15 protein-coding genes are annotated in these 14469 nt (G+C 71.0%); 7 read left to right on the top strand and 8 right to left on the bottom strand.

Annotated elements, in window-relative coordinates; translation table 11 throughout:
• Positions 1–51: 51 nt before the first annotated feature.
• Complete coding sequence (locus BCF44_RS39510) at positions 52–1818, bottom strand: glycosyl hydrolase family 18 protein (protein ID WP_116179613.1); 1767 nt, start codon at positions 1816–1818, stop codon at positions 52–54.
• A gap of 222 nt (positions 1819–2040) precedes the next feature.
• Here BCF44_RS39510 and BCF44_RS39505 point away from each other — a divergent pair, with 222 nt between their 5' ends.
• Complete coding sequence (locus BCF44_RS39505) at positions 2041–2484, top strand: MarR family winged helix-turn-helix transcriptional regulator (protein WP_116179612.1); 444 nt, start codon at positions 2041–2043, stop codon at positions 2482–2484.
• Here the strand turns inward: BCF44_RS39505 and BCF44_RS39500 are convergent.
• On the bottom strand, positions 2471–3235 hold the full coding sequence (locus BCF44_RS39500) for a hypothetical protein (protein ID WP_116179611.1): 765 nt from the start codon (positions 3233–3235) through the stop codon (positions 2471–2473). The genes BCF44_RS39505 and BCF44_RS39500 overlap by 14 nt on opposite strands.
• A 135-nt stretch (positions 3236–3370) precedes the next feature.
• Between BCF44_RS39500 and BCF44_RS39495 the strand changes: the two genes are divergently transcribed.
• On the top strand, positions 3371–4057 hold the full coding sequence (locus BCF44_RS39495) for a hypothetical protein (protein WP_147328797.1): 687 nt from the start codon (positions 3371–3373) through the stop codon (positions 4055–4057).
• Here the strand turns inward: BCF44_RS39495 and BCF44_RS39490 are convergent.
• The 5 genes from BCF44_RS39490 to BCF44_RS39470 are packed head-to-tail and all read right to left on the bottom strand — an operon-like array spanning position 4042 to position 9137.
• The gene (locus BCF44_RS39490; protein ID WP_116179609.1) at positions 4042–4932 is read right to left on the bottom strand and encodes an acyl-CoA dehydrogenase family protein; all 891 of its coding nucleotides are present in this window, start codon (positions 4930–4932) and stop codon (positions 4042–4044) included. The two genes, BCF44_RS39495 and BCF44_RS39490, sit on opposite strands and share 16 nt — an antisense overlap.
• The gene (locus tag BCF44_RS39485; RefSeq protein WP_116179608.1) at positions 4923–5726 is read right to left on the bottom strand and encodes an acyl-CoA dehydrogenase family protein; all 804 of its coding nucleotides are present in this window, start codon (positions 5724–5726) and stop codon (positions 4923–4925) included. Before BCF44_RS39485 ends, BCF44_RS39490 begins: the two co-directional genes overlap by 10 nt.
• A complete protein-coding gene (locus tag BCF44_RS39480; RefSeq protein WP_116179607.1) occupies positions 5723–6829 on the bottom strand; it encodes an acyl-CoA dehydrogenase family protein in 1107 nt (368 codons plus the stop codon). The genes BCF44_RS39485 and BCF44_RS39480 overlap by 4 nt, the downstream gene beginning before the upstream one ends.
• A gap of 29 nt (positions 6830–6858) precedes the next feature.
• On the bottom strand, positions 6859–7701 hold the full coding sequence (locus BCF44_RS39475; protein ID WP_116179606.1) for an enoyl-CoA hydratase: 843 nt from the start codon (positions 7699–7701) through the stop codon (positions 6859–6861).
• Complete coding sequence (locus tag BCF44_RS39470) at positions 7698–9137, bottom strand: FadD3 family acyl-CoA ligase (RefSeq protein WP_116179697.1); 1440 nt, start codon at positions 9135–9137, stop codon at positions 7698–7700. Before BCF44_RS39470 ends, BCF44_RS39475 begins: the two co-directional genes overlap by 4 nt.
• 45 nt (positions 9138–9182) lie before the next feature.
• Between BCF44_RS39470 and BCF44_RS39465 the strand changes: the two genes are divergently transcribed.
• The 5 genes from BCF44_RS39465 to BCF44_RS39445 are packed head-to-tail and all read left to right on the top strand — an operon-like array spanning position 9183 to position 13140.
• Positions 9183–10310: an acyl-CoA dehydrogenase family protein gene (locus BCF44_RS39465; protein ID WP_116179605.1), complete on the top strand. Its 1128-nt coding sequence runs from the start codon at positions 9183–9185 to the stop codon at positions 10308–10310.
• Entirely contained in the window at positions 10307–11095 is a 789-nt protein-coding gene (locus tag BCF44_RS39460; protein WP_116179604.1) for an SDR family oxidoreductase, read from the top strand. The genes BCF44_RS39465 and BCF44_RS39460 overlap by 4 nt, the downstream gene beginning before the upstream one ends.
• Positions 11096–11104: 9 nt before the next feature.
• On the top strand, positions 11105–11704 hold the full coding sequence (locus BCF44_RS39455) for a TetR/AcrR family transcriptional regulator (protein ID WP_116179603.1): 600 nt from the start codon (positions 11105–11107) through the stop codon (positions 11702–11704).
• Positions 11682–12836 (top strand): acetyl-CoA C-acetyltransferase, encoded by a 1155-nt coding sequence (locus BCF44_RS39450; RefSeq protein ID WP_116179602.1) that lies wholly within the window; start codon positions 11682–11684, stop codon positions 12834–12836. The genes BCF44_RS39455 and BCF44_RS39450 overlap by 23 nt, the downstream gene beginning before the upstream one ends.
• Before the next feature lie 10 nt (positions 12837–12846).
• Positions 12847–13140 carry a hypothetical protein gene (locus tag BCF44_RS39445; protein WP_147328796.1) on the top strand — a complete coding sequence of 98 codons (294 nt, stop codon included), beginning with the start codon at positions 12847–12849 and terminating at the stop codon, positions 13138–13140.
• 60 nt (positions 13141–13200) lie between these two features.
• Here the strand turns inward: BCF44_RS39445 and BCF44_RS39440 are convergent, their stop codons facing one another.
• The gene (locus BCF44_RS39440) at positions 13201–14319 is read right to left on the bottom strand and encodes a hypothetical protein (protein ID WP_116179600.1); all 1119 of its coding nucleotides are present in this window, start codon (positions 14317–14319) and stop codon (positions 13201–13203) included.
• Positions 14320–14469: the final 150 nt, after the last annotated feature.

Genomic DNA, 14469 nt, shown 5'->3' with positions numbered 1-14469 from the left:
CCCCCGCCCGGTCGGGCGCGGGTCGTCCGGAACATCATCCCATCGGGGGGGCTAGCTGACGGCGAAGTCGTCGGCGTAGACGGTGCCCTGGGCGTACCAGCCGTGCACGTACACGGTGACGGTGCCGGAGGCGCCGGTGGTGAACGGAATGGTGAGCTGGGTGTAGCCGGCGGACGAGGTCCAGGTCTCGCCGCTCGCCCCGCCCTTGACGCCGGCGTAGGCGAAGTTGCCGCGCACCCACACGGTCAGCTTGTGGCTGGCGTTGGGGGACACGGTGATCGTCTGGTCGCACTCACCGGTCTGGCTGTCGGTGGCGGCGACGGACAGGGCGTGGCTGCCGCCGTGCACGGGGGTGCCGACGACGGCCCCGCCGGCCTGGCAGGTCCACGGGCTGAGCGACCCGGTCTCCAGGCCCGGGTTGACGATCGCGCCCGGCGGCGGAGGCGGCGTGGTGCCGTTGACCGTGAGTGTGAAGGTGGCCGAGTGGCTGGTGGAGCCCGAGGTGCCGGTGATCGTCAGCGGGTAGCTGCCGGGCGTCGCCGAGGAGGTCGTGCTCACCGACAGCGTCGCCGTTCCGCCGGCCGACACCGAGGTGGGGCTGACCGACGCGGTGACGCCGGCGGGCGCGCCACTGACCGACAGGGCGACGTTGACGGCGGAGCCGGAGGTGACCGCGGTCTTCACGGACGCGGTGGCGCCGGCGCCGGGGTTGACCGCGGCGGAGCCGGGCGTGACCGCCACGGAGAAGTCGTTCGTGGGCGGCGGCGGGGTGCTGCCGCTGGTGAACGGCTCGAAGGTGTGGCTGAAGTCCCAGGTGTTCTGGCTGATGCCGGAGCACAGGTCGTTGCCGGGCGTGCCGTTGCAGCCGCCGTTGTCCCGCTGGAGCGCCCAGAACGACAGGGTGTTGATGCCCTTGGACTGCGCCCAGCTCAGCACGGTGCTGGCGTTGGCCACGGTGAAGATCTCCGGCGGGCCGGTCTCGCCGGACGAGCCGTAGTCGTCGCGGCCGGGCATCTCGGTGACGCCGACCATGGCGTACAGCTGCGCCTGCGACTTGCCCGGGTAGAGCGGGGCGATCTGGTTGACCAGGCCGGCGACCGCGGTCTCGGTGTCGGTGGCCATGTTGTGCTGCTGGTTGTCGTAGTAGTCGAAGGTCATCAGGTTGACGACGTCGACCCGCGCCTGGTTCTGCACGGCGTTCTGGAGCACGCCCAGGCCGGTGTCCAGGCCGGTCGGCAGCGTGGGCAGGGTGTAGGAGAACTGGATGGTGCGGCCGTTGGCGGCCGCCCAGTCCTCGGTCATCTTGATCGCCTTGTTGCGGCGGTCGATGCCGGCCTGGTTGTTCAGCGAGTCGGCCTCGACGTCCAGGTCGATCCGGCTGATGTTGTACGTGGTGATCAGGCTCTCGAAGCCGGCGGCGATCTTCGAGACGTCCGTGCAGCTGTCGGCCAGCTCGGTGTTGGTGGTGTCGGCGGTGTAGCCGCCGAGCGAGGGGATGGCGTCGCCGCCGGCCGCCTGGAGCGCGGCGATCTCGGTGCCGTAGCTGCCGCCGCCGATCGCGGTGGTGCCGTCCCAGAGCAGTGTGCAGGATCCCTGGCTGGCGGTCTGGAGGAAGGCCAGCGTCAGGTACTTGACGCCGGCCTGCTTGGCGATGCCCGACGGGCTCTGGCCCGACTGGTAGGTCTCGAAGTACGGGGCGAACACATGCGTCGGCAGGGGTGTGGCCTTCGGCGTGGTCGCTGCGTCGGCGCTCGCGACCAGGCCGGATACCGAGGCGGCCACCACGGCCGCGCTCAGTAATGCCGTTCTCAAACGCATCCTGGCTCCCATGAGTGGGCGGGTGGGGACATGGCGACGGCCTGATCACAATTGGACTAGACCACCCGTCGTGTCAAGGGCCCGAACGGCGGATCGCCCCGTGGACCTCTGGTTTCCCGCGACGGCAGGGTTCGGTGTTTCGGGCGGTCCGGGGCTCCCGTTCGACCATGGTCGCCCGGTCGTGTGTTCCGGGCGCACGTCCCGGCGGCTACGCTCCCGCGAATGTCGTCCCGGACCACCTCGGCGCGTATCGAGGCCTCGATCGGCCAGCTGCTGCGGCGCAGCACCCGTGCCCACCTCTACGACAGCATGGTCGCCGGCCTGGACGGGGTGGACGTCACCACGTATCCGGTGCTCAGCGGGGTCGCGCGGTGGCAGCCGATCAGCGCGACCAACCTCGCCGTGGAGATCGGCATCGACCGCACCGCGACCACCCGCTACGCCAGCCGGCTCCAGCAGGCCGGGCTGGTGGACCGGGTGCCCGACCCGGCCGACGCGCGGGCGACGCTGCTGCGGCTGACCCCGGCCGGCGAGCAGGTGGTCGAGACCATGCGGGACCGGCTGGTCAAGCACCTGGACGCGGCCACGGCCGACTGGCCGGACGCGCAGGCGCAGCAGTTCGCGGAGTCGCTGGAACGGCTCGTGGACACGCTCAGCCGGCGCTGACCCGCACCGCCGAGACCGGCCGCTCCTCGACCGGGAAGACGCCCGTGGAACTGGTGTTGACGCTCCACCGGTAACGGGTGAACTCGCCCGTCAGCTCGGCCGCGTAGAACATCATGTGGCCGTATCCCACGCCCTGGAGCTGGCGCTCGCCGACGATCCGGGTGTCGGGGTAGTCCTCGTAGCTGCCGACGCCGGCCAGGCCGTGCGGCTCGGCGGTGCAGTCGGCCACCTGCACGGCGTACTGGATCTCGCCGTCGAAGTTCAGGCCGTTGGACGGCGCGGTGTACACGCCGCGCAGCCGACGCACCATCACCACGTGCCCGGTGTTGGTGTCCTGCGCGTTCGCGTAGTCGATGGCGATCAGATCGCCGGGGCGCAGATCGGCGACCCGGCGAACGGGCTTCATCCGGGGCGTGCCGCCGTCGGCGAAAACGCGCTGGTAGTCCCGGGCGAACGGGCTGGGGCTGCCGAAATACTGGCTGAAGTGCTTCGACCGGGCCCAGGACGGATAGGCCCGGCGCAGGACGGCGGTCACGAACGACGCGCACTGGCTCTGGTTGGACCAGGTGCCGGGCTCGCCCGGCACACCCCAGGTCACGATGTTCGGCTCGGCGGGCTCCTTGTACACGTTCTCGCCCGCGCCGGGCAGCATGAGGTGGTCGATGAGCGCCTCGGCCTCGGCCAGGTGCGGCACCACCAACCGTCTGGGTCTGAGCAGGTGGCGGGCCGTAGCCAGGTCGGCTGCGTGCACGTCTGTCCTCCTTGGATGATCCCGGGACACCCTAGATGGTCGGCGCGCAGCCCTGACGCAACCCTGCCGCAACTCGCGCGTGATGCTGTGGTTGACGCCAGTTGGGGGCAGCCCTCGAGACGTCAGGAGAACCACGTGACGATGACGAATGTGGCGCCCCGCGGGGACACCGTTCTGCGGTCGGTGCTGCACCTCGCCGATCTCGCCCCCAACGCCGGCGGCTACCGGTGGCGGATGACCGACGGCGCCGCCCGCCTGCACCTGGACACCCCGGACAGCCCGCCGAACGTGCTGATCGGCGTCGGCGCGGTGCTGCACCACCTGCGGATCGCGCTCGCCGCCGCCGGCTGGGACGCGCTGGTCGAGCGCGGCGGCTCGGACCCGACCCTGGTCGCCACCGTGCGGGCCGTGCGCGGGGAGCCGCGGACCGAGCAGGTGGCGATGGCCGCCGCGATCACCGTGCGGATCAGCGAGGACGCCGACTACAGCGACGCGGCGGTGCCATGGACGGTGTTGCACCGGCTCGCCGCACAGGCCCGGGGCGAGGGCGCCGAGCTGCACCTCGTCGTCGACCACGAGACCCGGCTCCGGATGCTCCGCCGCTCGCGGGCGCTGCGGAACGCCGGAGTGCTGGCGGTGATCGCCACCAGCGCCGGCAGCGAGATCACCGCCGGGGCGGCGCTGAGCGCGGTGCTGCTCATGGGCACGGTCTGGGGCCTGCACGGCTGCCAGTTGCCCGTGCGGTCGCAGGTAGCGGCGCAGGTGGTCGGGCCGCGTCTGGCCCCGCAGGTGGTGTTGAGGCTCGGCTATCCCCGCACCTGATACGCGCGGAGGTGCTCGGCGGGATGGCCGAACAGGAACGCGGCGCCGTGCGCCCTCTTGAAGAGGCGCTGGGCGTCGTGTTCCCACGTGATGGCGATGCCCCCGTGTAGCTGCACCATCTCGGCCGCGACCCGGCCGAGCGCCTCCGAGCAGTAGATCTTCGCCTCGGTGGGGTGGCCGAGGTCGTACGCCGCCGAGCGGGCGGTCTCGACCAGCACGTGCATGTCGGCGAGGCGGTGCTTGACCGCCTGGAAACTGCCGATGGGCCGGCCGAACTGCACCCGCTGCCGCGCGTAGTCGACGGTCATGTCCAGGCATCGGGCGGCCGTGCCGACCTGCTCGGCGGCCAGCGCGGACAGGGCGAACCGTCGTACCCGTGTCTCGTCATACGGGCCGATCAACCCGGTGAGCTGCTCTGTTGTCACGGTCGCCAGGTGCCGGGACTCGTCCATTGTCCGGAGACCTTCTACCACGACCTGGTCCGGCCGCATCTCGTACAGGCACCCACCTGCAGCGACCAGCAGAACCTCCGCACGGTCGGCGTCGAGGACATAGGTGCCGGCCACCCAGGTGGTGACCTGACCAGCCGCGATTGCCGGCAGCAGCCGTGCGCAGGCTGCTTCGTCGTTGGTGGCCAGCACGGCCTCGGCGGCGATGGCCGTGGCGAGCAGAGGGACCGGGGCGAGGGTTCGGCCGGTCTGTTCGAGGACTATTTGCAGCTCGGTGAGGGTGGCGTCGCTGCCGCCGTACTCCTCGGGAATCGCCAGACCGGCGGCGCCGATCTCGCACAGCCGGGGCCACAGGTCGTCCGGGGCCTTGGCCAGCAGCTTGGCGACCGTCTCCTGGAGGGCGAGCTGCTCGTCGGTCAGCCGCATAGCGTCGCCATCAGGCGTTCGCGGTGCCAGGACTCGGTGCCCCAGGCCGTGACCAGGGCGCGGACCTTCAGCAGCCACCGGCTCAGCTCGAACTCGGCGGTGTAGCCGATCGCGCCGTGCACCTGCAACGCGGTCCGCATCGCCTGGTACGCGGCCTTGCCGGCGGCGATCCTCGCCGCGGAGACGTCCTGGCGGCTCATCGTCACCGCCGCCCCGAACACCAGCGGCTCGGCCAGTTCGAGCGCCACGTGCGCGTCGGCGAGCTGGTGCTTTACCGCCTGGAAGCTCCCGATCGGCTTGCCGAACTGGCTCCGTTGCAGGGCGTAGTCCCGGGAGCGGTCGATCAGGGCCCGTCCCAGCCCGACGAGTTGCGCGGAGCAGGCGAGCACACCCCGTTCGAACGCCTCGGCGTCGATCGGTCCCACGGTTTCGCCGATGTCGTAGGTGAAAAGCCGTCGGGACGGGTCGACCGACGTTCTTTCCTCGACGATCGACGCCCGGTGTTTGGTGTCGTCGACGATCGCGTAGACCTGATCGGCGTTGTCCACGACGTACGGCACGTGCGGCGGCCAGGCCAGCGTGGAGCGCGGTTCCCGGAGTACCGCGAACGACTCGACGATCGGTCCCGGCACGGCGGCTCGGCCCAGTTCAAGGAAGGCGACGACGAGGTCCGGCGCGGACTCCACCTCGTGCACACCCAACGCCAGCAGGGTCTCCCACGACGCCGAGCGCTTGAGCGCGTCGCGCAACGCCTGCGCGAAGTCGCGCTGCTCCTCGGACAGGGTGAATTTCATCGCGGCAGCCCCAACAGTCGTTCGGCGACCACATTGCGCTGGATCTCGTTGGTGCCGGCGTAGATCGGGCCGGCCAGCGCGAACAGGTAGCCGTCCAGCCACGGCCCGGCCAGCTCCGCGTCGGGCCCCAACAGCTCCAGCGCCGTCTCGTGCAACGCCACGTCCAGCTGCGACCAGAACAGCTTGGTGACGCTGGCCTCCGCGCCCACCGGCCGGTCCAGCGAGCCGAACACGTGCAGCCGATACGCCTGCGCGCCGAGCCAGGCGTCCTGGACCTTGTTGCGCAGCGCGGTGTCGGCCGGGTCGCCGACCTCCCGCCACAGCTTGAGCAGCCGGTCTGCCGCCGCGCAGAACCGCCCCGGACTGCGCAGCGACAGACCGCGTTCGTTGCCGGCCGTGCTCATCGCGACGCGCCAGCCTGCACCTGGCTCGCCGAGCACGTCACGGTCGGGCACGAACACCTCGTCCAGGAAGACCTCGGCGAATCCCGCCTCGCCGTCCAGCTGCGGGATCGGCCGCACGGTCACTCCCGGCGCCCTCAGGTCGAACAGGAAGTAGGTCAGTCCCCGGTGCCGCTCGGCCGCCGGATCCGTCCGGAACAGCCCGAACCCCTTGTCCGCGAACGCCGCCCGCGAACTCCACGTCTTCTGGCCGCTGAGCAGCCAGCCACCGTCCGTGCGGACGCCCCGGCTGCGGATGGCCGCCAGGTCGCTGCCGGCCTCCGGTTCGGACCAGGCCTGCGCCCAGATGTCGTCGGCGCGGGCCATCCGGGGGAGCAGCCGGGCCTGCTGCTCGGCGGTGCCATGCGCGTAGAGGGTCGGGGCCAGCAGGAAGATCCCGTTCTGGGCCACGCGTCCGGGCGCTCCGGAGGCCCAGTACTCCTCCTCGAACACCAGCCACTCGGTGAGGGAGGCTCCCCGGCCGCCGTGCTCCGCCGGCCACGACACCGCCGACAGCCGGGCCTTGGCCAGCGTGCGTTCCCACTCGCGGTGCTGTTCGAACCCGTCGGCGGTGTCCATCGAGGACAGGCCGGTCGGCACGTTGTCGTTGAGCCAGGTCCGGATCTCGTGCCGGAACTCGAGGTCGGTGTCGTCAAGATCCACGAGGACCTCGCACAGGCCGCGTCGTCTCGTCAGGAGCCACTCGCGCCTCGCATCGCCTTGGCGTCCATGCCCGCCAGGGAGTCCTGCGACACCTCGGCGTTGTGCGCGTGCGCCAGGTGGTGCAGCCCGAACACCGAGTCCATCCCGGCCCGCATGCCCATCTGGTCCTCGGACTGGTTCACCGCCTTCTTGGCCAGCGCCAACCCGAATCGCGGCATCTCGGCGATCCGCCCCGCCAGCTTACCCACCGTCTCCAGCAGGTCCTCGCGTGGCACGACCCGGTTCACCATGCCCCACTCGTACGCGCGCTGCGCGCTGAACCGATCCCCGGTGAACAGCACCTCCTTGGCCGCCCGCGGACCGAGCATCCACGGGTGCGCGAAGTACTCGACGCCGGGAATTCCCATCCGCACCACGGGATCCGCGAAGAACGCGTCCTCGGACGCCACGATCAGGTCGCACACCCAGGCCAGCATCAGCCCGCCGGCGATGCACGCGCCCTGCACCATGGCGATCGTCGGCTTCGGGATCTCCCGCCACCGCCGGCACATGCCGAGGTAGACCTCGCTCTCCCGGGCGAACCGCTGGTCGCCGCCGGCCTTGTCGACGTGGTCCCACCAGAGCACGGCCCTGCGGTCGAACGAGGTGTCCACGTCCCGGCCGGGCGTGCCGATGTCGTGCCCGGCGGAGAAGTGGTCGCCCGCGCCGGCCAGCACGATCACCTTGACCTCGTCGTCGTTCACGGCCCGCTCGAACGCGGCGTCCAGGGCGTAGGTCATGGCCGAGTTCTGCGCGTTGCGGTAGCGCGGCCGGTTCATCGTCACGGTCGCCACCGCGCCCTCGCGCTCGTAGCGGACGACTTCGTCGGTCACCGGACTTCCTCCCGTAACTGGCGTTTGAGCACCTTGCCGGAGGCGTTCCTGGGCAGCGCGGCCAGGAACGCGACGTGTCTGGGCACCTTGTAGTTGGCCACCAGGGCCCGGCAGTGCTCGATGACGTCCTCGGTGGACAGTGGCTTGGCCGTCACGACGAACGCCAGGCCGACCTCGCCGAGCCGGTCGTCCGGCACGCCGATCACCGCCGACTCGGTGACGCCGTCCAGCCGCGCGAGCGCCTGCTCGACCTCGGCCGGGTAGACGTTGAAGCCGCCGCACACGTACATGTCCTTGAGGCGATCGGTGATCGTCAGATACCCGCGGTCGTCGAGGGTTCCGACGTCGCCGGTGTGCAACCAGCCGTCGGCGTCGATGGCCTCCTCGGTCGCGGCGGCGTCGTTGAGGTATCCGACCATCACATTGGGGCCGCGCAGCAGGATCTCGCCGGTGTCGGCGATCTTCACCTCGAAGCCGGCGGTCGCACGACCGGAGGTGTGCGACACGGTCTCGGCGCTGTCGTCGGGCCGGCACATCGTCGCCACCACGGCCTCGGTCAGCCCGTACGCCGTGAGCACCGTGCCGAACCGCTTCTGCATCCGCTCCGCCAACGTGACCGGGACCGGCGCGGCGCCGGTGACCGCCAGCCTGAGGCTGTCGCAACCGGGTTCGGACAGCAGCGACTGGTAGATCGTCGGCGGCCCGGGCAGCACGGTGATCCGCTCCTGCTCGACCAGTTCCCGCGTGCGGGCGACGTCGAAGACGGCCTGCGGCACCAGCGTCGCGCCGGTGAGCAGGCAGACCAGAATGCCGGCCTTGTAACCGAAACTGTGGAAGAACGGGTTGATGATCAGGTACCGGTCGTCCGGGCCGACGTTGCCGCAGTCCGCCCATGCGGCGGCGACGGCCAGCGCCTGCCGGTGCGCGCTCATCGCACCCTTGCTGCGGCCGGTGGTGCCGGACGTGAACAGGATGTCGCTGATGTCGTCGGGCCGCACCGGCGCGGCGTCGACCTCGTCCGTGAACGTCCAGTCGCCGGTGGTCAGCACGAGTTCCGGGACGCCGCCCACCTCCGACAACTCGGCGAGTCGGTTCCGGCCAAGGAAGTCTGTCGCGACCACCAGCGCGGCGGCCTCGCTGCGCTCGATCACGTCCTGCATCTCGGCGGCGGTGAACCGCGTGTTCAGCGGCACCAGGACCCCGCCGGCATAGGAAGCGCCCAGCGCCGCGACGACCCAGTGCCAGGTATTGGGTGCGCAGATCGCCACCCGGTCGCCGGGCCGGATCCCGCCCGCGACAAAGACGGCGGCCAACCGGCGCACCCATGTGCGCAGGTCACGGTAGGAGAGGCGGACCTCCCCGTCGACAAGGGCCGCGTGGTCGCCGAAGCGGTCCGCAGCCGCGTCCACCGCGGCCGCAATGGTCTCAGGCGCCACCAACACCTCCTACCAAGCAACTGCTTGGTAGGCTAGCCTACGGTCATGGCGGTGACCAGATCCGAGATCCGGCGGTGGCTCGCCGAGCATCTCGTCGGGCGCTTCGCCGGGCTCAAGGGGCTCGGCGGGCCTGGCCGCGAGCACGAGGCGTTCGAGCAGCGCCTCGAGTGGGAACGCCACCTCGCCGCGCACGGCTGGACCTGCCCGGCCTGGCCGGTCGAGCACGGCGGCCGCGGCCTGACCTTCGACGAGCAGGTCGCCTTCCACGAGGAGTACGCGCTGGCCGACGCGCCCGCGCGGGTGAACCACCTCGGCGAGAACCTGCTCGGCCCGACCCTGATCGATCTGGGCACGCCCGAGCAGAAGGCCCGGTTCCTGCCGAAGATCAGGGCCGTCGAGGAACTGTGGTGCCAGGGTTACTCCGAACCCGGCGCCGGCTCCGACCTTGCCAGCGTCTCCACCTCCGCCCGGCTCGTCGACGACGAGTGGGTGATCACCGGGCAGAAGGTGTGGACGTCGCTGGCGCACGTCGCCGACTGGTGCTTCGTGCTGGCCCGGACCACGCCGGGATCGGTGGGGCACAAGGGCTTGTCGTACCTGCTCGTGCCGATGCGCCAGCCGGGTGTGGAGGTGCGGCCGATCCGCCAGCTCACCGGCACGTCCGAGTTCAACGAGGTGTTCTTCGACGGCGCACGGACGTCAGCGGATCTGGTGGTCGGCGAGCCGGGCGGCGGCTGGGCGGTGGCGATGGCGACGCTGGCGTACGAACGCGGCGTGTCGACACTGGGCCAGCAGGTGGGCTTCCGTCGCGAACTGGAGGACCTCGTCGCGCTGGCCGATCCGGAAGACGTTGTGCTGCAAGAACAGTTGGCCCGCGCGGCGGTCGAGCTCAGCGTCATGCGGTCGCATGCCCTGCGCACCAGGGGATCCGACCCGTCGGTGAGCAAACTGCTGTGGGCCGGCTGGCATCGACGCCTCGGCGAGCTGGCCATGCGGGTTCGCGGCGGCGAGTCGATGATCGTCAAGTCGACCACCTCCGGGGACGACCTCGACCGGTGGCAGCGGCTGTTCCTGTTCAGCCGGGCCGACACCATCTACGGCGGCTCGGACGAGATCCAGCGCAACATCATCGCGGAACGGGTGCTCGGGCTGCCCAGGGAGGCGCGCGGATGATCGGCCCACATCAAATCGACTACGTGCCTGGCCACAACCTGTTGGCGGACAAGGTGGTCGTCGTGACGGCGGCGGCTGGCACCGGCATCGGGTCGGCGGTGGCGCTGCGGTGCCTTGAGGAAGGCGCGCGGGTCCTGATCAGCGACTGGCACGAGCGCCGGCTCGGCGAGACGCTGGAGAAGTTCGCCGTCGACCACGGCTCGAACGTGGCCGCCCTGGCGTGCGATGTCACCGACGAGGCCCAGGTGCAGGCGTTGATCGACGGCGCGGCGGACCGGTTCGGCCGGCTCGACGTGATGATCAACAACGCCGGGTTGGGCGGCACGAAGTCCGTGCTGGACATGGGCGACGACGAGTGGTCGCGGGTGCTGGACGTGACCCTGAACGGCACCTTCCGCTGCACCCGCGCGGCCCTGCGCAGGCTGGTCGACCAGGGCGGCGGCGGCGCGATCGTCAACAACGCGTCCGTGATCGGGTGGCGGTCGCAGGCCGGGCAGGCGCACTATGCGGCGGCGAAGGCCGGCGTCATGGCCTTCACCCGCTGCGCGGCGGCCGACGTCGCGACGCACGGGATCCGGGTCAACGCCGTGGCCCCGAGCCTGGCTATGCACCCGTTCCTGGCCAAGGTGACGAGCGAGGAGCTGCTCGCCGAACTCACCGAGCGGGAGGCGTTCGGCAGGGCGGCGCAGCCGTGGGAGGTGGCCAATGCCATGGTGTTCCTTGCCAGCGACTATGCCTCGTACCTGACGGGCGAAGTCCTGTCGGTCAGCAGCCAGCACCCCTGAGGAGTCCCCATGAGCCGTCGAGCCGAACTGCTCGCGCTGGCCGCGAGGATGTTCGCCGAGCGCGGCTTCCTCGCCACCACCGTCCGGGACATCGCCGACGCCGCCGGCATCCTGTCCGGCAGCCTCTACCACCACTTCGACTCCAAGGAGTCGATGGTGGACGAGATCCTGCACGGCTTCCTGGACGGCCTGTTCGAGACGTACCGGGAGATCCTGGCGGCGGGGGAGCCGCCCCGGGCCGCCCTGGAGGCGGTGGTCGTCGCGTCGTTCGAGTGCATCGACCGCAACCACGACGCCGTCGCGATCTACCAGCGGGAAGCCGCCTACCTCGCCCAGTTCGAGCGGTTCGGCTACCTCACCGAGCGCAATGTCGAGTTCCGCAAGCTGTGGGTCGGGCTGCTGGAGGAGGGCATCCGGGTCGGCGCGTTCCGCGACGACCTGGACGTGGAGCTGGTCTACCGGTTCATCCGCGACACCGTGTGGGTCGCCGTGCACTGGTATCACCCGGGCGGGGCGCTCACCGCGGACGCCGTGGCCCGGCAGTACCTGTCGATCGTGCTGGACGGGATAGCGCAAGGGAGGGCCGATGGCCCAGGCGTACCTGGTTGACGCGGTGCGGACGCCGGTCGGCAGGCGGGGTGGCGGGCTGAGCCACCTGCACCCGGCCGACCTGGGCGCCCGCGCCATCGAGGGCCTGCTCGCGCGGGTGAACGTGGATCCGGGCGAGGTGGACGACGTGATCCTCGGCTGTGTCGACACGGTCGGGGGACAGGCCGGGGACATCGCCCGCACGGCGTGGCTGGCCGCCGGGTTCCCCGAGGAGGTGCCGGGCGTGACCGTGGACCGGCAGTGCGGCTCCAGCCAGCAGGCGGTGCACTTCGCGGCGCAGGCGGTGCTGAGCGGGACGGCCGACCTGGTCGTGGCCGGCGGCGTGCAGAGCATGAGCCGGATCCCGATCGGCGCGGCGATGACCGTGGGGGAGCAGTTCGGGTTCCCGACCCCGTACGAGGGCTGCGCCGGATGGGCGCACCGGTACGGGTCGGAGGAGATCAACCAGTTCCGGTCGGCGGACCTGATCGCGCAGCGGTGGGAGCTCAGCCGCGCCGAGATGGAGGAGTTCGCGTTCCGCAGCCACACCAAGGCGATCGCGGCGACGGACGCGGGGCACTTCCGTGGGGAGATCGTGCCGGTCGCGGGCGTGGAGGCCGACGAGGGGCCGCGGCGGGACACCAGCCTGGAGAAGATGGCGGCGTTGAAGCCGTTGCGGCCGGAGGGCCGGGTGACGGCGGCGCTCGCCAGCCAGATCTCCGACGGCGCGAGCGCCGTGCTGGTGGCATCCGAGGCCGCGGTGCGCAGCCATCGGCTCCGTCCACGGGCCCGGGTGCACCACCTGTCGGCCCGCGGCGCGGACCCGATCTACATGCTGACCGCGCCCATCCGGGCCACCCGGCACGCGTTGCAGCGGGCCGGCATGACCATCGACGACATCGACCTGTTCGAGATCAACGAGGCGTTCGCCAGCGTGGTGCTCGCGTGGGCCAAGGAGCTCAAGGTCGACCTGGACCGCGTGAACGTGAACGGCGGGGCCATCGCGCTCGGCCATCCGATCGGCGCGACCGGTGCCAAGTTGACGGCGACGCTGCTTGCATCGTTGGAAAGGACCGGCGGGCGTTTCGGCCTGCTAACGATGTGCGAAGGAGGGGGCCAGGCCAACGTGACGATCATCGAGCGCCTGCCCTAGGTTGGGTCCCGTGCCCGAGGAGCCGATCATCGCCTGCTCGCTGACCGAGGGCGAGCAGAAGGACCGTGTGGAGCAGTGGCGGCGGTTGCTCACGACCGCCGTCCGCCGGGAGCCCGTCGACGGCGGGATCCGTATCGTGCTGCCGATGGAGATGGCCGCCCAGATCGTCGCCCTGGCGGCCGACGAGCAGCTGTGCTGCCCGTTCTTCGACTTCGTGCTGCACCTGACCGACGGCCGCCTGGCCTTCGAAGTCCGCGCCCCCGACACCGCCGCCAACCTGGTAGCCGAAGTCTTCGGCACCTGACCAACCCCCGCGAGTCGCGCTCTCAGACATACCGAATGTGGGTTTCAGGCAGAACTGAGCCTAGAGTCCCAGAAGCTCGGCCATGATTGCCGGCGGCAGCGACGGATTGGCCGCCGCTGCCTCGGCAACGTCGGGGTTGGGGTCGGCCACCAGCTCGACGATCGTGTGGGGCGGCAGGTTGGGGTGCCGCGCCGCGTGGCGGCGTGCCTCCTTGTCCTGAAGGCACAGCAGCAACGCGTCGGCTGCCGCGCGCGGGTGCTTGGCGATCACGCGGTACGCCTTCCGCACCGTCTGGGCGTTGCGCGTGATGTGACGCATCAGGTCGGGCGGGCAGTTCGGGTTCCGTGCCGCTCGCGGATACAGGCGCGGGCCGTGCCTGGTCACCAAGTCCCACATCTGCTCGGCGGTAAGCACGGGATTGGTGACGATGCTCTTGCCGACCCCCGGATCGCGATCGGCCACCAGGAGGGTGATCAGGTCGTCGGCCAGGTCCTCCCGCTCGGCGACCAGCATCCGCACCTGCATGATCCGTGGCGTGGCAAGGCCTCGCAGCTCGTCAACGGTGGCGTTGGCGATGCGCGGCAGGAGCGTCGGGCCGATCCGGGTCGTGCCGGCGATGTCGACCAGCAGGTCCAGCGGGATCGACGGGTTCCGTGCGAGGCTGCGCCGCATTTCGCGGCTGGTGTCGGCGGCGACCATCCGGCGCAGTACCGCCGCCGGCGTGGCCGGGTTGGCGGCGATGTCCCAGCGGATCCCCGGCATCGCGTCCGTGGCAAGCCTCGCGTACACCCACTCCGGCAGGTCGGTCCGGTCCACGAGCTGCCAGCGAACGAAGTCGACCGGGTGTCCCACCAGGCGCGCCGTCACGTCGGGCGGGGTGGCCGGATTCCAGGCCAGGCCGGCGTCGATCACGGCGTCACCCCGCCGGCCCAGTTCCGTGAGCACCTCGGGCGGCGTGTTCGGGTCCCGCTCGGGCGGCACGACGTCCGGATCGAGCTCGACGACCGGCTTCCTGGCCGCCAGCAGGCTTTTCTGCTCCGCGGTGAGGTCCTTGCGCAGGGCCAGGTAGTAGCTCAGCTCCTCGTCCGCCAGCTCGACGAAGCGGTCCAGCAGCCGCGCCGGCAGCGCCGGGTTCTCGGCCAGGCCGGCCAGTTGTGGGATGTGGTGGAGCACGGTCACGCTCCCGCTCGGGCGGCCGCGCCGGCCGGCGCGGGTCCGCCACGTGCGGAACGGGCCAGAATCCACCACCCACCGGCGCGGGACAAGCGGTTTGCCGTATTTCGGTGTGACGCTGGGCGGGACTCGCGAGGGTGCCCGAAACCTACATTC

Origin of the sequence: Kutzneria buriramensis (assembly GCF_003387475.1) — a bacterium.
GTDB classification, from domain to species: Bacteria; Actinomycetota; Actinomycetes; order Mycobacteriales; family Pseudonocardiaceae; genus Kutzneria; species Kutzneria buriramensis.
This window is presented reverse-complemented; position numbering and strand designations above follow the sequence as displayed.